Source organism: Cellulomonas sp. P2_F12 (assembly GCF_056403775.1).
In genome coordinates this window covers 970856-991916 of record NZ_JBFUEV010000001.1, presented here as the reverse complement: position 1 = coordinate 991916, position 21061 = coordinate 970856, and the positions used below count along the sequence as shown (strand labels likewise).

At 72.2% G+C, this 21061-nt stretch carries 13 protein-coding genes; 6 read left to right on the top strand and 7 right to left on the bottom strand.

The window, feature by feature from the left end:
- Positions 1-16: 16 nt before the first annotated feature.
- Both AC1DWH_RS04515 and AC1DWH_RS04510 read right to left on the bottom strand, forming a co-directional pair.
- On the bottom strand, positions 17-1003 hold the full coding sequence (locus tag AC1DWH_RS04515) for a hydroxyacid dehydrogenase (RefSeq protein ID WP_477092653.1): 987 nt from the start codon (positions 1001-1003) through the stop codon (positions 17-19).
- A gap of 29 nt (positions 1004-1032) precedes the next feature.
- Entirely contained in the window at positions 1033-2739 is a 1707-nt protein-coding gene (locus tag AC1DWH_RS04510; RefSeq protein ID WP_477092652.1) for an acyltransferase, read from the bottom strand.
- 104 nt (positions 2740-2843) lie between these two features.
- Here AC1DWH_RS04510 and AC1DWH_RS04505 point away from each other — a divergent pair, with 104 nt between their 5' ends.
- The 3 genes from AC1DWH_RS04505 to AC1DWH_RS04495 all read left to right on the top strand — a co-directional run bounded on the left by AC1DWH_RS04505 (position 2844) and on the right by AC1DWH_RS04495 (position 5884).
- Complete coding sequence (locus AC1DWH_RS04505) at positions 2844-3956, top strand: LacI family DNA-binding transcriptional regulator (RefSeq protein ID WP_477092651.1); 1113 nt, start codon at positions 2844-2846, stop codon at positions 3954-3956.
- A 157-nt stretch (positions 3957-4113) separates the two neighbouring features.
- Complete coding sequence (gene msrA, locus AC1DWH_RS04500) at positions 4114-4632, top strand: peptide-methionine (S)-S-oxide reductase MsrA (RefSeq protein ID WP_477092650.1); 519 nt, start codon at positions 4114-4116, stop codon at positions 4630-4632.
- Between the two features lie 706 nt (positions 4633-5338).
- Positions 5339-5884: a cupin domain-containing protein gene (locus AC1DWH_RS04495; RefSeq protein WP_477092649.1), complete on the top strand. Its 546-nt coding sequence runs from the start codon at positions 5339-5341 to the stop codon at positions 5882-5884.
- Positions 5885-5953: 69 nt separating this feature from the next.
- On the opposite strand, the gene AC1DWH_RS04490 is transcribed toward AC1DWH_RS04495, so the two are convergent.
- Together AC1DWH_RS04490 and AC1DWH_RS04485 are read right to left on the bottom strand one after the other, a co-directional pair.
- On the bottom strand, positions 5954-8347 hold the full coding sequence (locus AC1DWH_RS04490; protein WP_477092648.1) for a beta-galactosidase: 2394 nt from the start codon (positions 8345-8347) through the stop codon (positions 5954-5956).
- A 47-nt stretch (positions 8348-8394) separates the two neighbouring features.
- The gene (locus AC1DWH_RS04485; protein ID WP_477092647.1) at positions 8395-9288 is read right to left on the bottom strand and encodes a helix-turn-helix domain-containing protein; all 894 of its coding nucleotides are present in this window, start codon (positions 9286-9288) and stop codon (positions 8395-8397) included.
- 68 nt (positions 9289-9356) lie between these two features.
- On the opposite strand from AC1DWH_RS04485, the gene AC1DWH_RS04480 reads away from it, so the two are divergent.
- The 3 genes from AC1DWH_RS04480 to AC1DWH_RS04470 all read left to right on the top strand — a co-directional run bounded on the left by AC1DWH_RS04480 (position 9357) and on the right by AC1DWH_RS04470 (position 17167).
- Positions 9357-12740, top strand: a complete 3384-nt coding sequence (locus tag AC1DWH_RS04480; protein WP_477092646.1) for a DUF5107 domain-containing protein — start codon at positions 9357-9359, stop codon at positions 12738-12740.
- A 406-nt stretch (positions 12741-13146) separates the two neighbouring features.
- Positions 13147-16185, top strand: coding sequence for a glycosyl hydrolase 53 family protein (locus AC1DWH_RS04475; protein ID WP_477092645.1), 3039 nt, complete (start codon positions 13147-13149; stop codon positions 16183-16185).
- A gap of 145 nt (positions 16186-16330) precedes the next feature.
- Positions 16331-17167 carry a glycosyltransferase family 2 protein gene (locus AC1DWH_RS04470; protein ID WP_477092644.1) on the top strand — a complete coding sequence of 279 codons (837 nt, stop codon included), beginning with the start codon at positions 16331-16333 and terminating at the stop codon, positions 17165-17167.
- 36 nt (positions 17168-17203) lie between these two features.
- Here AC1DWH_RS04470 and AC1DWH_RS04465 read toward each other — a convergent pair whose 3' ends face one another.
- The 3 genes from AC1DWH_RS04465 to AC1DWH_RS04455 all read right to left on the bottom strand — a co-directional run bounded on the left by AC1DWH_RS04465 (position 17204) and on the right by AC1DWH_RS04455 (position 20718).
- Positions 17204-18595, bottom strand: coding sequence for an MATE family efflux transporter (locus tag AC1DWH_RS04465; protein WP_477092643.1), 1392 nt, complete (start codon positions 18593-18595; stop codon positions 17204-17206).
- Positions 18592-19578 (bottom strand): phosphotransferase family protein, encoded by a 987-nt coding sequence (locus tag AC1DWH_RS04460; RefSeq protein ID WP_477092642.1) that lies wholly within the window; start codon positions 19576-19578, stop codon positions 18592-18594. The genes AC1DWH_RS04465 and AC1DWH_RS04460 overlap by 4 nt, the downstream gene beginning before the upstream one ends.
- 108 nt (positions 19579-19686) lie before the next feature.
- A complete protein-coding gene (locus AC1DWH_RS04455) occupies positions 19687-20718 on the bottom strand; it encodes a LacI family DNA-binding transcriptional regulator (protein WP_456844750.1) in 1032 nt (343 codons plus the stop codon).
- Positions 20719-21061 lie beyond the last annotated feature (343 nt).

Genomic DNA, 21061 nt, shown 5'->3' with positions numbered 1-21061 from the left:
GATCACAAGGGCGTGCTCAGGCGATGCGCGCGAGGTCCTCGACGTGCAGGGCGCGTGCGAGCGGTCTGCCGTCGACGAGACGCTCCAGCTCGTCCAGGGCTCCGTCCGTCATGGCCAACGTCTCCGAGCCCAGTGATCCCGCGACGTGCGGCGTGAGCATGACGTTGGGCAGGTCGTAGAGCGGGCTCGACGCGGGCAGCGGCTCGGGGTCGGTGACGTCGAGGATCGCGTGCAGACGTCCGGCGACGCACTCGGCCTCGAGGGCGGCCGTGTCGACGAGGGACCCCCGCGCCGTGTTGATGAGCGTCGCGCCGTCCGGCAGGGCCGCCAGCTCGGGAGCGCCGATCAGGTGGTAGGTCTCGGGCAGCTGCGGGGCGTGGATCGACAGGACGTCCAGGCGGGGGAGTGCCTCGGCGAGACCGACCAGCCGCGCGCCGGCCCGTGCGACCTCGTCCGGGTCGGCGTACGGGTCGACCACCAGGCACGTCACGTCGGGGAGCCGGTTCACGGCCAGCCGCACGACCCGACGACCGATCCGGGAGAAGCCGACGACGCCGACGGTCCGGCCGGTGTTGCTCAGCGGTCCGCGGCCCGCCCTGTACGACCAGTCATCCCGGTACCGCCGGGCGTCGGCGGCGAGGAACGGTGCCTTCTTGCCCGCCATCACCATCGCCGCGAGGGTGAACTCGGCGACGGGGTCGGCGTTCAGGTCGGCGCTGCTGGAGACCACGACGCCGCGGTCCCACGCGGCCGGGGCGACGATCCCGCGCACGGTTCCCGCGCAGTGGAGCACAGCGCGCAGGGAGGGCAGGCGGGACAGCTCGGTGTCGCCGACCAGCGGGGTGCCCCAGCCGGTCAGCAGGACCTCGACCTCGGCCAGACGGTCGGCGACGGCGGGGTCGTCGAGCGAGTCGACCCACGTCACCAGCCCGTCGCGGGACAGCCGGCCAAGTCGCGCAAGGCGGCGGTCGTCGAACTGCAGCTCCCAGGCGTCACGCGACATCACGACGAGCGTCCTCGGCAGCTCGCGTGTCACCGCGACCACGGCCGCAGGTCGGCGAGGTCGAGCGCCGGCTCGGGCCGGTGCACGCCTCGCGGGCGGTAGCCCAGCTGGTCGGAGACACCGACGAGGTCGGCGAGCAGCCAGATGATCGCGAGCCACATCTCCGTGCCCTGCAGTCCGGGTGCCGTCGCGGTGGTGCCGACGGTCGTCGGGTGCGGGGCCTGGAAGCCGAACCCCGCGTCGGTGGTCCAGTACCGCAGCGCGTCCCGGAGCAGCTGCTCGGCCCGACGGACGACCTCGTCGGTGCGGTGGCCGGACCCTCGCGTGAGCCAGAGCGGGTGCGCGACGTCGAGGACGTTGCAGGCGGTCTGTCGTTCCGGCCTGAACCAGCGCACGTCCCGCAGGTGCGTCAGCACGGTGTCGATCACGGCCTCGGGGTGGGGGACGGGAACCCCGAGCTGCGCGAACGTCCCGCGGCTGGTGCGGTAGTAGCCGTTGACCATCTGGAGCAGGCCCTCGGTCGCGGTCGGGCGCCCCCACATCCCGGTCTGCGGGTCGGCGTGCAGCAGGAGCCAGCCCATGACGGCGTCGACCGCGCCGGGCTGCGAGGCCGCCTCGCGCCGAAGGTTCCACAGCTGCGCGGTGCCGAGCACGTCCACCCAGTGCCCCGCGGCCCACGCCTGGTCGCGCCACGGCAGGCCGTCGAGCTCGGTGACCAGCTCCGCCGCCGTCGCCTCAGCCACGACCTGGACCGGGTGGTCGAACCGTTCGCCCAGCACGTCCAGCGCGTAACCGACGCACAGCACGTGGTAGCTCGCGGTGTCGTCGAACCGCTCGTGCCGCACCGGTGCCACCCCGCCCCCGGCCAGCAGCTCGCCGACCATGCCGGTCGCGGGGTCCTGCCAGGACCGCAGCCGCCTCGCCTGCTCGTCCGGGGTGAGCTGCGGAGGTGCGGCGCCCAGGAGCAGGTCCGCGATCTCGATGGCGTCGCACTGGGCGCGGACGGTCGCGGTGCCGCCCGGCTTGTCGGAGAACAGCTGCCGTCGCTCGTCCCAGGAGCGGGCGAGGACTGCCGAAGCCTGCTCGCGTGCCTGGTCGGCGAAGCTCGCGACGGCATCCGCGAGGCTGGAGGTCGTCGCCGACGCCCCGCGCCACCGGAGCACGCGGGCGGGATTTCCGCCGACGGCCGCGCCGGCGGGGACGTCCTTGGTGACGACCGCACCGGCGGCGAGCACGGCCCGGTCGCCGACGTGCACGCCGTCGAGCACGACGACGTGGGAGCCGATCCAGACGTCGTCGCCGATCGAGATGCCTCGGGAGAAGACCGGCTGCCGGAAGACCTCGACGTCGGGGTCGTCCATCGTGTGGTTGAAGCCCAGCACCGAGGAGTGCGCGCCGATGCGCACGGCGTCACCCAGCACGACCTCGCCGCGCACGACCGCGTACGGGTTGACGGTGCAGTCACGTCCGGCCCGGAGCGAGCCGCTCAGGTAGGCGCCGGCGGCCACGTAGGTACGGTCGCCCAGCTCGAGGGTGTCGTTGGTGACGGAGGCCAGCTCCGAGACGAAGACCCGCTCGGCGAACCGGTAGCCGCGCTCGCGCGACAACCGCCGCTGCACCTCGAGCTGCCGCCGCTGGGCCTCGGGGTCGGCGTTGTCCCAGAAGGCCCAGGGCGTGTAGTCGAGCGCCGTCCGGTCGAAGGCCAGGGGCGCCGGTGCTGTCGTCGCGTCGCTCATCGGTCGATCTCGCTCTCGTCGTTCGTACACCCAGTAGAGGGTGGGCGATCGCACAGCGATAGGTTCGTGAACACAGTCGAACACGACGATGGGCGGGAGGGCCGGTGCCGACGACCATCGCTGGATCGCTGGCGCGCACACGGCAGGAGCAGATCCTGCGCGAGCTGCGGACCGCGGGCGCCGTCACCGTCGACGCCCTGGCGGAGGCGCTCGACGTCTCGCGCATGACGGTGCGCAGGGACCTCAACTCCCTCGCCGCGCGTGGCCTGCTCACGCGCGTCCACGGCGGTGCGACGCTCCCGGACCGTGAGGGCGCCGGCACCGCCCCCGCCGGCGGGCCGTCCCGGTTCACCGTGGGGATGCTCGTCCCCCAGCTCGACTACTACTGGCCGACGATCATCGCCGGCGCCCGGGCAGCGGCCGCGACCGCCCGGGTCAGGCTGATCCTGCGGACCACCTCCTACGACCCGCAGGAGGACTGGAGGCAGTCGCGCCGGTTCGCGGAGACGGCCGGGGTGGACGGGCTGATCGTCGCGCCCGAGGTGGGCGCTCCGCGGGGCGGCGACCTGCTGCGCTGGCTCGACTCGTTGCCGTTGCCGGTCGTGCTCGCAGAGCGGCGCCCGCCGGACATCAGCCCTGTTCAGCGTCTGGAATGGGTCGCGTCCGACCATGCGTCCGGCGCGGCCGCGGCGGTCTGGCACCTGCACCAGCAGGGGCACCGCCGCATCGGGCTGCTCGTGCTGGGGAGCAGCGCCATCGCGCCGCACCTGCGTCGCGGGTGGAAGGACGCGCTGCTGGCGGTGGGTCTGGACCCGTCCGAGCAGCTCGTCGGGACCAGCGACGGCGCCGTCGCACCCGGGCGCAGCGAACGCTTGTCCGCGGTCCTGGCCGAGTGCGCCCGCACGCGGACGACCGCCCTGGTGGTCCACTCGGACCCTTTCGCGGTGAGCCTCGCGCAGCACGCCACGGACAGCGGGCTGGCGATCCCCGACGATCTGGCACTGGTCGCCTACGACGACGAGGTCGCCGAGCTCGGGGAGCCACCACTCAGCGCTGTGCGCCCGCCCAAGCACGAGGTGGGTCGTCTCGCGGTCGAGCTCATGGTGGCCCGGTTGACCGAGGGGGACAGCCGGCCGCCGCACCGCGTCATGATCGCGCCCCACCTGGTCGTGAGGGAGTCGAGCGTCTCCCGGAAGGCCTCTCCCGCCGTCACCTGAGTCCGGGGATCGTGCACTGCGGGACACGTCCCTCTGCTCGCGCCGCACCATGCAGCGAACGCCTTCCCTTGTGGGCACGGGCATCAGTTGCGATGCAGCGCGCTGCGGGGTCAAGATCGCACGACGGCTGCAGCCGTCCCCATGAAGGAGGGCGCAGATGGCCACGACGGAGACCGCGATCCTTGCCGGGGGGTGCTTCTGGGGTGCGCAGCAGCTGCTGCGCCGCCGCCCGGGAGTGATCTCCACCCGCGTCGGGTACTCGGGCGGCGACACCCCGAACGCCACCTACCGCAACCACGGCGACCACGCCGAGGCCGTGGAGATCGTCTTCGATCCCGAGCAGATCTCGTACCGGGACCTGCTGGAGTTCTTCTTCCAGATCCACGACCCGTCGACGAAGAACCAGCAAGGCAACGACATCGGCCGCAGCTACCGGTCGGCCGTCTTCTACACCTCCGACGAGCAGCGCCGGGTCGCGCTCGACACGATCGCGGACGTCGACGCGTCCGGGCTCTGGCCCGGCAAGGTCGTCACCGAGGTCGAGCCCGCCGGTGACTTCTGGGAGGCCGAGGAGGAGCACCAGGACTACCTGGAGAAGATCCCGCACGGCTACACGTGCCACTACGTGCGCCCGGGCTGGCGGCTCCCGCACCGCGACGAACAGCGGGTCGGGTAGCACCCGAGTCCCTCGCCTGGCCCGCCACCACCCGAGGTGGTGGCACCCCCTAGCAATCGGCGGTAGGCACTCTTTTGCCACGCGCCTTCGACGATGCTCGCGTGGACGACGATGTCAGTCCGCGACTCGACCGAGCCTGCTCGGACGCCTGTCCGGAACGAGGACCGGGCATGAGCTCTCCGCTTCCCGGGCCGGACGCCCATGTGGAGCACCCGCGCCCTCGGGGCCGGCGCCGCCGCGGGATCCCCGAGCTACGGTCGCAAGCTGCTCCGGCGGCCGACTCAACGTTTAGATGCGGCGGTTCGTCTGCATAGGTAACGGCCTCACGTCCGAAAGGGGGCCGCGATGAACCGACGGAGCCGGTCCGCACGGACCTGGTGTGGAGCCGAGGCGGTACGCGGATCGCCGGCACGCCCCGCTGTCGAGCGCCCCCACCCGTGCGGCAGGGCCGAGACCGATCCCGGCTCGCGTGGGCGACCGGTGCAGTGCGGGAGCGCGCATACGGCCAGCGTCGACGTAAGCAGCGTCTCCAAGATCATTCACGGGCCCCGAGAACGACGTCTGTCAACGACGGACAACCGGAACGCCTCGACACAGGCACAGAGTCGTGGCCGTCCTGTCCCAACGACGCCCATCCGTCGCTGATCCGAGCAGGAAAGCGCACGTCGCGACATCCGCTAGATCAACCTCGAAAGGAACAAGGGAAATGAGTAGTCCGCTGCCCAGAACGACCACCGGGCTGATCAGCAACCCGGAAGAACGATCGACGTCTGACGGACGAAGGAAGCGAGCCGTCCGCTGGACGATGTGGAGCGTGGCAATTGCAGCCGTGGCCACGGCGGTGACCGTCGCGTCTGCAGCGGCCACGCCGCCCTCAGGGCTGTCGAACGTCCCCCTGGCGCGCGGCACCAACACGTCGCACGGGACCATTCCGCTCCAGTTCGGCACCGACATCGTGATGGCGCAGATCACGGTCGAGCCGGGTGGGTCCTCTGGCTGGCACTCGCATCCGGGAGGCGCGATCATCGTCGTCAAGCAGGGCTCGCTCACCGTCTACTCACCGGTCGGCAAGGACTGCGAGACCACGACGTACAGCGCGGGGCAGGCGTTCGTCGAGCGGCCTGGCGAAGTTGATCAAGTCATCAACAACGGCACGATCCCCTACATCCTCTACGTCACGTTCCCGCGTGTGCCTCTGGGCGAGTCCTCGAGAACCGACCAGCCAGACCCTGGCGTGTGCGCCGGGGTCTGACGACCTCATCGAGGCGACCTCCCACGCGGCACGCACGTACCCCGTGGGAGGTCGCGATCGACGAGGCTGTCACCCCGCGCGCGCGGTCAGTCGGACCGTGCCGACGCGGACGACGTCGACTGATGCGACGTGCAGCCCGTCGGGGATATCCCGCACCGTCGGGTCGACCCAGACACCGGTGCTGCGCTGCCAGGGCAGGAGCTCGAACCGCACACCGTGTCGAGCGATCGCGGATGCCCACGGCGTGAGGTCGACGTCCCAGTCGCGACCGTGCCAGAAGTGGTCGCTGATCAGCTGGTCGCCCACGTAGGCGCGACCGACGTCGCCGGTCCATCGCACCCGGAGCAGCGTGCGATCGGCATCGCCGAACAGGTGGGCGGGGACCTCGACGTGGACGACGGCTGCACCGGAGAAGTCCGTGGGCGCACTGAGGCGGTTCAGGGGACCGCCTCGCTCCGGACGCGGGGCCGCTGCCGCTTCCGGGCGGAGGCCGGAGACGAGCGTGTGGCGACCGACATGGTGCGCGTTGGCGTGCCACGAGCGCCAGGGGCCGTCGTCGAACGGTGCGCTGAGGTCGACGCCGCCCTCGGCCCGGAGCGTCTCAGGGGCCGGGAGGACCGAGACGGTGAAGTCCGGGCTCTCCGTCTGCACGACGAGCGCGCCGTCGACGGCGTACAGCGGCGCCGAGGACAGGACCAGTCGTTCCCGGCCGTCCACCTCGAGGAGGTAGAGCCGGTCGATGCTCTCCCGGTCCAGGACGACGATCCGCGCACTCTCCAGCTCGACGACGCAGGTCGGGCCGGCTGGCGCCGTGAGCGAGACGATCGTCGCGCCGTCCGTGTGGACGGCGACGCCCGCTCCACCCACCTCGTGGTGCCCGTCGAGCACGAGCTCGACGGGGATGTCGTCGTAGGCGCCCACCACGACGACCTCGCGCTCGTCGACCGAGACGCGAGTGAGGACCCGCGCGGTGGCACTCCGAAGAACGACGCCCGCAGCGAGCGGGTACCGCAGGGGCCACACCAACGAGACACCGGCCGGGATCGTGACCGGCTGTGTGGGCACCGTGACGTCCCCGCCGTCCAGTGTCACGGTGAGCTGCACGTCGTTCTGTGCCGGCAGCGCTGCCTTCGCGGGCTGGTACGTCGAGGCGAACAGGTAGCCGCTGCGACCGTCGGATCGCACGGCCCACCGAAGGATCTCCGGGTCGGCGCTGCCGCCTCCGACCGTCGTGGCCATCGGGGCGATGCGGTGCCCGTCGTGCTGGAGCCACAGGTGCTGGGCCCGCAGGTAGTGGTGGTGGGGGCGGATCTGGCCGTGCTCACCGATCGGGGCGGCGAAGTCGTAGGTCACGCGTGGAACGTCGTTGGGGTAGCCGGTCGCGTGAGACTCCTGCTCGGAGCCGTGGGCACCCGTGCGCTGCGTCCCGCCGGCGTACATGTAGTAGCCCTGCCAGATCGAGCCGCTGCCGACCTTGGCGAGCGCGAGTGCGGCGACGTCGGCGGGGGCCACGATCGGCCTGCGGTGGTACGCGACGTGCATCCCGCCGCCCAGCTCGCACGTCACGAACGGCACGGCGTCGTCGTCCTTCAACGGCACCGCGTCGGGGTCGAGGCTGATCCCGTCGAGAGCCTCGCGCAGGTCCGCCCCGACGGACAGGTCGTCGCGAACGGGGCTGTAGCGGAAGTGGAACGCCGAGAACTCGGGCCACTCCGTCTGCTCGTCGTCCCAGAAGCCGTCGGAGTAGGCGCTGTACACGGGCAGCAGCGTGTCGGGGACCTGCGCACCGCCCCAGCCGGTCGCCGTCCAGATCGGGACCCGGAGCCCGAGCTCCTCGGCCAGCTCGCGCAGCCGTGCGAGGTGCTGCGGCTGGTCGTACAGCTCGTTGTCGACCTGTGCGCCGACGATAGGCCCGCCGTCGGCGTGCGCCAGACCGCGGAGCTGCGCGATGGCCTGTGCGTAGAAGGCGTGCACGAGGTCGAGGTACGCGGGGTCGTTGGTGCGGGTGGCGAGCTCCCGCTCGACGAGCCAGTCGGGGAAGCCGCCGTACCGGGCCTCGCCGTGGGCCCAGGGGCCGAGCCGGACGACGACGTCGAGGCCGTGCGCCCTGGCCTCCTCGATGAACGCGCGCAGGTCGAGCTGGCCGTCCCAGCGGAAGACGCCGGGCTCCGGCTCGTGGGCCTGCCAGAGCACGTAGGTCGCCACGGAGGTCAGCCCGCCCGCCCGGGCGTGGCCCAGGACGTCACGCCAGCGGTTGCGGGGGACCCGCGAGTAGTGGATCTCGCCGGTGATGGGGAACCACGGGACGCCACCCCGCTCGACCCACCTGCTGGTCACCTCGATCCGGTCGTCGCCCGCAGGCGGCTCGCCGACGCTCAGGTGGCCGCGGCGCGGTGCCGTCGGGGCGACGACGGTGAGGTGGTGCGGCGCCACGAGGGTGCCCGGGCGAACGGCGCTGGTCATGTCTCTCCTTGGAGCAAGCCTGGATTCGTCGCTGAGTATGCCGTCGCTCAGCCCTTGTCGTGCGAGCGGTACTCGGTCGGGCTCATCCCGTGGATCCGGTGGAACTGGCGGGAGAAGTAGAGGGGGTCGCTGAACCCGACCTGGGTGGCCACGGACGCGATGGGCCGGTCGGTGGTGTCGAGGAGCTCGCGGGCCGTGCCCATGCGCAGACGGGTCTGGTACTCCAGCGCGCCGTAGCCCGTGGCCTGCCGGAACAGGGCGGAGTAGTGCGAGACGCTCAGCCCGGCCATCCCCGCGAGGTCGGCCAGCGAGATGCGGGTGGAGAGGTTGGCGCGAAGGTGCTCGATCGTCGCTGCGACCGGGTCCGACTGCTGACGGCCGATCGTTCGACGGTCGGCCGCCAGGAGCGCCATCGCGTGCCACGCGGCACCGGCGGACGCCAGCAGGCTCGCCGTCGTCTCGTCGCGTTCCATCCGCCGGATGATCGTGTCGACGAGGGAGATGACGCGGGCCGGGTCGCCGAGGCCGAAGACCGGCTGGTCGGGCGTCGCGCCGATCGCCGCCAGCAGGTCGGGCACCTGCTGACCGACGAGGTGCATCCACCAGATCGTCCAGGGCTCGTCCGCGTCGGCCTCGTACCGGTGGGCCAGGCCGGCAGGGATGGCGAGCGCCTGGCCCGCCCTCACCTGGTGCGTGCCCGACGGCAGCGTGCAGGACCCCCGGCCGGCTGCGCACACGATCACGATGTGCTGCGCGGCCCCGTTCGTGCGCACGCGCCCGTGGGTCGACGCGCGCGGGAAGTATCCGACGTCGGTGACGAGCAGCTGCGACAGAGGTGCTGTTCGGAGGGCCTGCGCCACGAGCGGGCGCGGGAGCACGCGCATGCGCTGGCCGGGGAAGCCTTCCCGCCGGCGGGGTGGCGCGTCCAGCGTCTCGATCATCGATTCGTCCATGTGGCTCGGGAGAACGCCCATTCTGCAGCATGCGGACGGGACGTAGCGTCGTGCCCATGCTCGACGACGAGTCCCGCCTGGACCTCCCTGCCGTGCCCGCTCACCTCGCGGGTCGGGCCGTCGCCGCGTGGCGCCAGCCGGTCACGATCGACACGTACCTGCCGGACCCGGCGGACCGCTACCCGGCGTTCCTCGAGAACCGCGTCTACCAGGGCTCGTCGGGCCGGGTGTACCCGCTGCCGTTCCACGAGCGCATCAGCCCCACCAAGGCGCCCCACGACTGGGACGCGATCCACCTCGAGAACCCGTGGATCCGGCTGATGATCCTGCCGGAGCTCGGCGGCCGCATCCACGTCGGGATGGACACCTCCAACGGGTACGACTTCTTCTACCGCAACAACGTCATCAAGCCCGCACTCGTCGGGCTCGCGGGGCCCTGGCTCTCGGGCGGCGTCGAGTTCAACTGGCCCCAGCACCACCGCCCCGCGACGTTCCTCCCGGTCGAGGCCTCGATCGAGCACGAGGCCGACGGCGCCGTCACGGTGTGGTGCTCGGACCACGACCCGTTCGCCCGGATGAAGGGCATGCACGGTGTCCGCCTGCGCCCGGACTCCTCGGTGATCGAGCTGCGCGCCAGGCTGTTCAACCGCACCGACGAGGTGCAGACGTTCCTCTGGTGGGCGAACGTCGCGGCTGCCGTGAACGACGACTACCAGTCGTTCTTCCCGACCGACGTGCACGCCGTCGCCGACCACGCCAAGCGCGCCGTGACCGCGTTCCCCGCGGCCGACCGCCCGTACTACGGGATCGACTACCGGGCCCGTCTGGACGGCGAGCACCCCGACGGCGACCGGATCGACTGGTACCGCAACATCCCGGTGCCGACGTCGTACATGGCGCTCGGGACGCAGGACGACTTCTTCGGCGGCTACGACCACGGCCGCCGGGCAGGCTTCGTGCACTGGGCCGACCACCAGGTGGCTCCCGGCAAGAAGCAGTGGACCTGGGGCACCGGCGCATTCGGCAGGGCGTGGGACGCGAACCTCACCGACACCGACGGGCCTTACGTCGAGCTGATGGCCGGCGTCTTCACGGACAACCAGCCGGACTTCACGTTCCTGGCACCGGGTGAGACGAAGACGTTCAGCCAGTACTGGTACCCGATCCAGGAGACCGGTCCCGTCCACCAGGCCAACCTCGAGGCGGCCGTCCGTCTGGACGTCACGCAGGGCACCGCAGGCACCGCGGGCACCGTCGCGCGGGTCGCGGTCGCGATGACGCAGGTCCGCGTCGGCGTCGCCGTGCGCCTGACCAGACCCGATGGCGCGACACTGTGGCAGGTCGCGGCGGACTCGGGTCCGGATCGTCCGATCGTGCATGACGTGAACCTCGACGCTGTGTGGGCTCCGGAGGACCTCACGCTCGTCGTCGAGCACGGCGGGGCCGAGGTGATCGCGTGGCGACCCCGTGCGGCGCACAGCGACCTCGAGATGCCCGAGCCTGCGCAGGAGCCGGGTGCACCCGCCGACGTCCCGTCCGTCGACGAGCTCTACCTCATCGGCGTGCACCTCGACCAGTACCGGCACGCGACACGGTCGCCCGAGCCGTACTGGCTCGAGGCCGTGCGTCGCGACGAGGGCGACTACCGCTCGAACCTCGCGCTGGCCGGACGGCGCTACCGGGCCGGGCAGTACGCGCAGGCCGAGCAGCACCTGCGCGCGGCGCTGGCACGCCAGACCCGTCTGAACACGAACCCGGCCGACGGTGAGGCGATGTTCCGCCTCGGCCTGGTGCTGGCGCGCACCGGTCGTGCGGATGAGGCCTACGAGGCGTGGGGCAAGGCGCGGTGGAACCAGGCGTGGCGCGTCGCGGCGCTCCTCGCGATGGCTCGGCTCGACGCCGCGCGGGGACTCGACGCCGCAGCACTGGACCATGCCCGTGCCGCCGCCGACGCCGACCCGGACCAGCTGCAGGCCCACGCCGTGCTGGCCGCCCTGCTGCGGCGCGCCGGCCGCGACGGTGAGGCCGACAGAGTCCTGGCGCGTTCGCTCGAGCGAGACCCGCTCGACGTCTGGACCCGCGACCTGGCGGGCATGGACGTCTCTGCCGACGCCCCGACGCTCCTCGATGTCGCCCTGGAGTACGACTCGCTCGGCGCGTGGCGCGATGCGGTTCGGCTGCTCGAGGCCGCGGCGGCGACCGAGCCCGCCCTGGGTCAGGTCGAGGTCCGGCCGCTGGTGCACCTGCACGCAGCGCGGATCCTCGAGGCCGCCGGCGACCACCCGGCCGCCGAACGGCAGCGCGAGCTGGCGCGGACGGCGCCCGCCGTGCACTGCCTCGCCTCACGCCTCGACGACGTGGACATGCTGCAGGCGCACGTCGAGGGCCACCCCGACGACGCCCGGGCCTGGGCGATCCTCGGCCACTGGCTGTACTCCCAGCGTCGTCACCACGACGCGATCGCTGCGTGGTGCACGTCGACGGAGCTGGACCCGAGCGACCCCGTCGTGTGGCGCAACCGTGCGGTCGCGGCGTTCAACGTCCTGGCCGACCTGGACGGCGCGCGGCAGCACTACGAGAGCGCACTCGCGGTCGCCCCCGGCGACCCCCGCCTCGTCTACGAGCGCGACCAGCTGGCCAAGCGGTCCGGCAGCACGCCCGTGCAGCGCCTCGCGGTGCTCGCGGGCGAGCGGTCGGCGGTCGACGCCCGCGACGACCTCACCGTCGAGCTCGCCCAGCTGCACACCGCCACCGGCAGGCCCGAGGTCGCGCTCGAGCTCCTCCGTGCCCGCCGGTTCCAGCCGTGGGAGGGCGGCGAGGGACAGGTCCTCTCGGCATGGGACGAGGCGCACCTCGCCCTTGCCCGCCGAGCGCTCGACGACGGCGACGGGCGGCTCGCGCTCGAGCGCGTCGGCGCGGCGCTCGAGCCCGTGGCGAGCCTCGGCGAGGCCCGGCACCCGCTGGCCAACACCGCCCAGCTGCACCTCATGCTCGGTGACGCGCTCGCGGCGACGGGCGACGACGGCGCCGCCCGCATCGCCTGGTCGCATGCCGCACGCTCGACGGGCGACTTCCAGAGCATGGCCCCGGTCGCATTCTCCGAGATGACCTACTACGCGGTGCTGGGTTCACGTCGCCTCGGCGACGACCTCCGCGCCGACGCCCTGGTCGACGGGCTCGCCGCCCACGCGGTGATGCTCCGCTCGAGGTCCGCGACGGTCGACTACTTCGCGACCTCCCTGCCGACCCTGTTGCTCTTCCAGGACGACCTGCAGGCCGCGCAGACGACGACGGCGATGCTTCTGGAGGCACAGGTCGCCGCCCTGCAGGGCGACGTCGACGCGGCGGCGGCGGGCCTCGACGACGTCCTCGCCCGCGAGCCCAGCCGGCTGCGGGCCCTCGACCTGCGGCGGGAGCTCTCTGCCGGCTCGGGGCGGTAGCCCGGTCGCACGGTCCGACGCGACGAAGGGGCCCGGCGCCGCGCGTACCAGGAGCGCACCGAAGCCTTGGCCGGCATGGTCACAGTCCGGTAACGGACCGGTTTGCGGGCTTTCGCGCCGTCGACGTCGATGCATAACCTGTGCACGGTCACAGTCTGGCTCGTGCACAGTCGCACGGCCCGGCGCGACGGAGAGTCATGGACCCAGCCGGCCCACGGGTGACGCGATCTCGTGCGGTCGTCCTGGCGTCGCACGACAGCCGCGCGCTCGCGAGGGCGATCCGCGGACGGGTCTGTGACCAGCTCGATCTGTCCGGCATCGCGCAGGTTCTCGACACGCAGCACCAGCTCGACCACGGTCGACGACGACGTACGACCGATGACGTTCGACACGAAGGGACAACGCTGTGTCCTCATTGCCTCGTCGACTCAGGGCCGCCGCCTACCTGGCCTCCGCGTCGCTCATCCTCGCGGCGGTCCCGGGAGCCGTGCTCCCTGCCGCCGCCGCCGACCAGGGCCCGGTCGACGCCGGGATCGTCGTGCAGAAGGTCGAGGGGATGCCCGAGGGCTTCATGCGAGGCGTCGACGTCTCCACCGCCCTCTCCCTGGAGGAGAGCGGCGTGACGTTCCGGGACACCCACGGCCAGGTCGCGGACCTGTTCGACGTGCTGGCGGACTCCGGCGTCACCGACGTGCGCGTGCGCGTGTGGAACGACCCGTGGGACGCGGAGGGCCACGGCTACGGCGCCGGGAACGTCGACGTCGCGCGGGCCGTGGAGATCGGCGAGCGGGCGACCGCCGCGGGCCTGGGCGTGCTGGTGGACTTCCACTACTCCGACTTCTGGGCGGACCCGAGCAAGCAGATGGCCCCCAAGGCGTGGGCCGGCCTGCCGGTCGCCGAGAAGGCCGCCGCCGTCGAGACCTACACGGCGGAGAGCCTCCAGGCGTTCGAGGACGCCGGGGTCGACGTGACGATGGTGCAGGTGGGCAACGAGACGAACAACGGCATCGCGGGCGTGACGGGCTGGGACGACATGGCGCAGATCTTCTCCGCCGGCAGCGCCGCCGTCCGGGAGGTGCTGCCCGATGCGCTCGTCGCACTCCACTTCACCAACCCCGAGTCGGCGGGCAGGTACGCGGGGTACGCGGCAGAGCTCGCCGCGCGGAACGTGGACTACGACGTCTTCGCCTCGTCGTACTACCCGTTCTGGCACGGCACGCTGAGCAACCTGACATCGGTGCTCAGCGACGTCGCGACGACGTACGGCAAGAAGGTCATGGTCGCGGAGACCTCGTGGGCGCGGACCCTCGAGGACGGCGACGGACAGGTCAACGTGATCCGCGAGGGCTCGGTCACCGACCCGGCCTACCCGTACTCGGTGCAGGGCCAGGCGAACGAGGTCCGTGATGTGATGCAGGCGGTCGCGGACGTGCCGGGCGACGCCGGGATCGGCGTCTTCTACTGGGAGCCCGCGTGGCTGCCCGTCGGCCCCCCGAGCGCGCTCGAGGCCAACAAGGTGCTGTGGGAGCGGGACGGTTCCGGCTGGGCGACGAGCTACGCCGCGGAGTACGACCCCGCCGACGCCGGCGCCCGCTACGGCGGCTCCGAGTGGGACAACCAGGCGCTGTTCGACTTCGCGGGGAACCCGCTCGAGTCCCTGCAGGTGTTCCGGTACGTGCTGACCGGTGCGGTAGCGCCGCGAGCGGTCTACTCGATCGAGTCGCCCAGCGTGACGGTCACCGACGGCGAGGCCGTGGTGCTTCCGAGCACGGTCGCGGTCACCTTCAACGACCAGACCGTCGTGGACACCGCCGTGACCTGGAGCGACTCCGCCTCGTGGATCCGCGGGCCGGGCACATACACGATCAGCGGGGTGACGGCCGACGGCGACGCGGCCCGCGCGACCGTGACCGTCCTGGCGGCCAACGTCGTGCCCAACGGCAGCTTCGAGAACTGGGGCGCCGGCTGGTCGCTCGACTGGAACGTCGCGAACGTCAAGGAGGAGGCGGCGAACGTGCACAGCGGCGCGATGGCCGTGAACTTCTGGAGCGCCACCGACGCCACGTTCTCCGTGAGCCGCCAGGTCACGGGCGTCGCGCCCGGTGCCTACACGCTCTCCGTGTGGAACCACGGCGCGCCGGAGGTCGGTGGCGTCAGCCTCTCGGCCGTGACGTCGGCGGGCTCCTGGTCCGTGCCGATGCCGCAGACCGGCTGGGCGCTCTGGGCGAACCCGACCGTCGACGACGTGGTCGTCGGTGCCGACGGTGTCGTGACCGTCGCGGTCGGGGGAGCCGTCCCCGCGAACGGCTGGGGCTGGTTCGACGACGTCGTGCTGACCCCGAGCACCGGCACCGTCGCACCCGACACCTCCGCGCTCGACGCCGCGCTCGCGGCTGCCGGTGCCGTCCACCGGGCCTGGTACACGGAGGCCTCGCTCGCGGCGCTCGACCACGCGGTGGAGGTCGGGCACGTCGTGCTCGCCGGGAGCTTCGCCACCGCCGACGACGTCGCGGCGGCGACTGCGCTGGTGAACGGCGCCGTCGCCGGCCTCGAGGTCAGCGCTCTGGCGGCCCCGACCGTGACGGCCACGTTGGCAGCGACCACCGTGAACACCGTGACGGCTGCGTCGGTCCAGGTGACGGTGGGCGCGGGCGCGTCGGCCGCACCGACCGGCCAGGTCACCGTGCACTACGGCCCGCAGTCCGTCGTGGCGATCCTCACGGCGGCGGACGCGGGTCACGTCACCGTGCCGCTGCCCGTCCTCCCCGCCGGGACGTATCCCGTCTCGGTGGACTACGCCGGTGACGCGGCTGTCGCGCCCGGGAGCGCGTCTGCCGGCACGCTCACGGTGGTCACGCTGGCGTCGAAGGTCACCGCGCACGTGCGCAGCATCGTGGTCACGACGAGCACCACCGCTGTCGTCGACGTGACGGTCGGCTCGGTGCCGGCCGGAACGGTCCCGACCGGGACGGTCACGGTCACCTACGGCACCGCGACCAAGGAAGTCGCGCTGACGCAGGCGGACGGGGGTCGGCTCGCGGTCGAGCTGCCTCGACTGGCGATCGGCCTCTACGCGGTCAAGGTGACCTACTCCGGCGACGCGGTCGTGGCGGGGTCCTCGGCCGCGGCGGGTCTCGTCGCGGTCGTCCGGACACCCGCGGTCGTGACGGCGCAGCTCGCGAGCGCGAGCGTCACCCCGTCGCAGGCTGCCAAGGTCGCCGTCACCGTGCGGGCGGCGGACTTCGCGTCGCCGACCGGCACGGTCTGGGTCACCTACGGCTCGAGGTCGACGTCCGTGCCCCTGCGGGCGAGCGACAACGGGAGCGTGACGGTCACGCTCGCGAAGCTGCCCAAGGGCACCTACACCGTGCAGGTCGTCTACGTGAGCGACGACAGCAGGGTCGGCAGTGGCATCGCGGCACCTCTGCGGCTGACCGTGCGCTGACCAGCACGGTCGCGGTCGGCGCCCGGCCCTCTCCGACGGTGCCGACATGCACCCGGCAACCCCGCCTGGACCTCTCCCGGGCGGGGTTGCCGGCACGTCCGGGCCTGCCGTCGGTCCGCCCGTGCCAGCATCAGGCGTGCTGAGCGTGAGCGTCATCGTCACCGCGTTCGACCAGGGCGAGCTGGTCGCCGAGGCGGTCGGGTCGGCCCTGCGCCAGACCCGCGTCCCGGAGGCCGTCATCGTGGTCGACGACGGCTCGACCAACGACGAGTCGGTCGACGTCATCGAGCGGCTCCAGCGGGACGTTCGGGTCCGCGTGCTGCGTCAGTCCAACCGTGGGGTCGCCGCGGCCCGGAACGCAGGGATCGCCGCTGCCGAGACCGACCTCGTGGCCGTGCTGGACGGCGACGACCGCCTCGCGCCGACATTCCTCGAGCGGACGACCGCCGTCCTGGAGGGCGACCCCGGCGCGCTCGCCGCATCGTCATGGCTGCGCGCGCACGGCGTGATCGACGCGGTCGTGCGGCCCGGCGGAGGGTCGGCGGTCGACTTCCTGCACCGCAACGCGTGCCCCGCGACCGCGGTGATCCGACGCGACGCCTGGCGTGCGTGCGGCGGCTACGACGAGGACATGCGCAGCGGGTTCGAGGACTGGGACTTCTTCCTGTCACTCGTCGGCGAGGGCGGGCACATCACGGTCGTGCCGGAGCCGCTCATCGAGTACCGGACGGCGCCGGCCTCCGCGAACGTCCGGTCCATGGACTCCCGGCTCGAGCTCTACGGCCGCCTCGTCGACAAGCACCGCGCCGTCTTCGAGCGGCACCTGCGGGCGGTGCTGCTGGCGCTCGAGGCCCGCGCCATGGACGCCGCCGGGCGGTGGGAGGACCTCGTGGCCGCGGACCGGGCGCTGCCGGTCGGGGAGGTCACGTACGGCGACGGCGGCATGGCCGCAGCCGTCCGGATCGCGGTCCGCCGGGGCTGACCCGCACCTCCCGACGGCGGGTCGGCCCACCGGCCCTCACTGCACGAGCGGCAGGTCGGCCGTGGTCGTCGTCGATCTCGCCCTTCCAGCCCGGGAGGCGGAGCCGTCGAGGCGCCACAGGACCAGGAGCGCGATGGCCGCGGACACGACCTCGCCCGCGGCCAGGCCGGTCCAGGTGCCGGTGGGGCCGGTGCGACCGAGGGCGAGCACGAGCGGGACCTTGACGAGCAGGAGGGTCCCGACGGAGATGACGTAGGACGGTCGCGGCCGCCCGAGTGCCTGGAAGTACGCGGAGACCAGCGGGGGGACGCCTGCTGCGGCGAAGCCGATCGCGAGGATGCGCAGGGCCTCGACGGACTCCGCGTGGACGGTCGGGTCGTCGATGAAGGCGGCGGTGATGGGGTCGGCGAGCAGCGCGACCGAGCCGGCGGCGACGGTGCTGTAGACGAGGGTCGCGCGCAACGACAGGGTCCGGGCGCGCCGGACGCGTGCGGTGAGCCTGCGGCCGGCGTTGTACCCGACGATGGGCTGCATTCCCTGGCTGATGCCGAGCTGGGGCATCGCGACGAACGTCTGGATGCGGGAGCAGATCGCGAACGCGGCGAGCGCAGCGGTGGTGGCGGCGGCCCGGGACAGCCCGGTGTTGACGACGACGACGAGCAGGGTGGCGCCGAAGCCGGCGAGGAACGAGGGTGCACCGATGCCCACGAGGGTCCGGACCGTCGGCAGGTGGGGGCGCAGGTCGGGCCTGTGGATGCGGTAGGGGCGGTGCTTCTGGGCGAAGAAGAACCACATGCTCATGGCGGCGGAGACGGCCTGGCCGCCGACTGTTCCCAGGGCCGCTCCACGGACGCCGAGGTGCAGCCCGAAGATCAGGAGCGGATCGAGGGTGATCTGGACGGCGACGGGGATGACCCAGAGCATCGTGGCGAACCGCATCCGACCCTCGGCGCGCACGAGGCTGGAGAACCCGGTCGAGACGATCGCGCCGGCCAGGATCACCACGGCGTAGTCGCGGGCGTAGCCGAGAGTCTCGTCGTGGGCGCCGAGCAGCCGCAGGAGCGGCTCGAGACCGCTCAGCCCGACCACGGTGGTCGTGACGGCGGCGGTCCAGAACACGATGAACGCGTTCCCGGCCGCGCGCGCGGCCGTACGGGTGTCGCGGGCACCCAGGTGCCGGGAGACGACCGAGGCTGCTCCGACGCCGAGCGCGGTCGAGACCGCGCCCAGCGCCAGCAGCAACGGGGCGACGAGGTTGACCGCCGCCATCGCCGTCGCCCCGACGCCGCGGGCGACGAACCAGGCGTTGGTCAGCGCATAGATCCCGTAGACCCCGACCGCGATGGTGGTCTGGGTGCAGGCGTGCCACAGCAGCCGCCCGACGGGCCGCTCGCCCAGGGCGGCGGTGTCGAGCGTGCGGGTGCTCACGGCTCGGTGAGCAGGCGCATCATCCTGTCGATCTGCCCTCGTGCCCAGTCGTACTGGGTCGGTGTGGTGTGTCCGCGGTAGACGGTCTCGATCGCCATGATCACGACCAGGTGCAGGGTGTAGAGGCGCCGGCGCGTCTGCTCCCTCGGTGTGAGGTCCGCCTGACCGTAGCCGCGCATGAACGCTGTGGGGTCGCCGAAGTCGGGCAGGTCGATGGCGGCGAAGCCGGCCTCCATCAGCGGGTCCCCGTACAGGGCGCGCTCGTGGTCGATGATCGTGACGATCCTGCCGTCGCGGACCATGACGTTGGAGTCCCAGAGGTCCCACTCGACGAACCTCGGCTCGACGACGTCGTCGAAGACGTCCGCGTGCAGCGCGACGACCTTGCGGATCTCGTCGTAGTCCCGGCCGATGTCGACGTTGCGGGCCTCCCCGTCGGCGAGGTTGGCCTCCACGATGCCGGTGAACGCGGTTCGCCATGACGAGTGACCCGGGCCGGCGAGCGGTCCGAACCAGCTCCCACGGATCGAGTTCAGCTCGCGGTTGGCCGCGCCGAGCGCCTCGTTGTACGCGTCGCGCTGCTCGGTGCTGAGGCTCTTCGTGATGATGCCGAAGTTGTCGGCGTCGATGAACGGCATGAAGAAGTAGTCGGCGTCGACGAGCTCGTGGCTCAGGTCGGCGTGGTCGACGTGCGGGACCGGGACGTCGGTGCGTTCCGCGATCAGCGCCAGCGAGGCGAGCTCGATGCGCATCGCGCCGCGCTCGGCGGTCATCACCGGCACGTCACGCGGCGGCGCGATCTTCAGGGCCACGGCCCGGCCGTCGCGCAGCACGATCCGGTACGCGACGTTGAACCAGCCGTGCCCGAGCTCCTCGAGCCAGGTGTCCGGCTCGCCCGTGGGCACCTGCTCGGCGCCGTAGGCACGCTCCACCATCGCGAGGAGCGTCGCGGGCGTCTGGCGGTTCTTCGTGATGCTCTCCATTGAGTCCTCATCGTCGTGCGGCGGGCCGTGCGGCCCGGGGTTGGCGAACGCGTCAGGAAATCTCGGTCGACGGACGTCAGGCGTTCCGGGCGACGTCGAGGTCGAGGTTCAGCGTGGAGGCGGTCCGGTGCTCGCCCGGACGATGAGCTCCGTGGGCACGACCGTCAGGGCCGGCGGTGGGACGGTCCTCGACCGGAGCTGACCGACCACGAGGGTGATGAGCGCACGGCCGATGGCGTGGAAGTCCTGCCGGACGGTCGTCAGGGGCGGTGAGGTCCAGCCGGCGACGGAGATGTCGTCGAAGCCCACCACGGACACGTCCTCGGGCACGCGGCGGCCGGCCTCGTGCAGCGCCCGGACGAGGCCGAGCGCCATCTCGTCGTTGGCGCAGAACACCGCGGTGACGTCGGGGTTCGCCGCGAGCCGCAGCCCCGCCTCGTAGCCGTCGTGCGCGCTCCAGTCTCCGTACACGGGCTCGGGCGGACGGATCCCGGCCTCCAGGAGGCAGCGGCGCCACGTGCCGATGCGCACCAGGGCGTGCTCCGAGTCCCGCGGCCCGGCGAGGTGGTGCACGGTGCGGTGTCCCAGGCCGAGCAGGTGGCGCATCGCGTCCTCGCTGCCCTGGACCTGGTCGGCGGAGACGGTGGGGTAGTGGCCCGCGAACTTGGAGAACGACACCGCGACCGGCATGCCCGCGGGGAGCACCAGGGTCGTGGGCGACGCCTGCTCGGCCCGCATGATGACGAGGCCGTCGATGGCCTGGTGCGAGATGCGGTGTGCCGCGTTCTCCCAGCTCTCGGGGGCGAGGTTGCGGACGTGGAGCAGCGTGACCGAGTAGTCCTCGAGCGCGGCGGCCTCGACCAGGGCCTCGGCGGTGAGGGCCTCACCGGTGCGCTGGAAGCCGGTCGAGAGCACTCCGATGGCGCCGAACGTGCCGTTCCGCAGCGCCTGGGCCGCCCGGTTCGGCGAGTAGCCGAGCTGGTCCATCGCCTGCACGACGCGTGCGCGGGTGGTCGGTCGGACCGAGTCGGCGCCGGTCGAGACGCGCGACACCGTCTGCGGCGACACGCCGGCGAGGCGGGCGACGTCGCCGATCGAGGGGCCCGAGCGGCGGCGGCCGGGCGCTGGCGCGGTTGTCATGGCCAGATGCTAGTGGTAGGGCGCAATGGTGACGTCACCAAAGGATCCTATCGAGTCAGAAATGCTGGTCTTTCCGTTACCAAACCGTCGCCGAACGGATGTCTACCCGCTGCTATGGTGACGTCACCAAACGCCAGAGAAGGTCGAGCGACGCCCGTTTTGCTCGTGGTCGGAGTGGACCAGACCCCTTGGCATGGAGCAGGTAACCGCCTCACCACAGCACGGCGCACGACCTCACAACAGCACTGTCGACCTATCCCGCTCGACCGCCGCGACGTTGCGGCGGACGAGTCGGAGCCGGCGACGCGGCGAGAGCCGGCACCGGTCAAGGACGACCAACAGC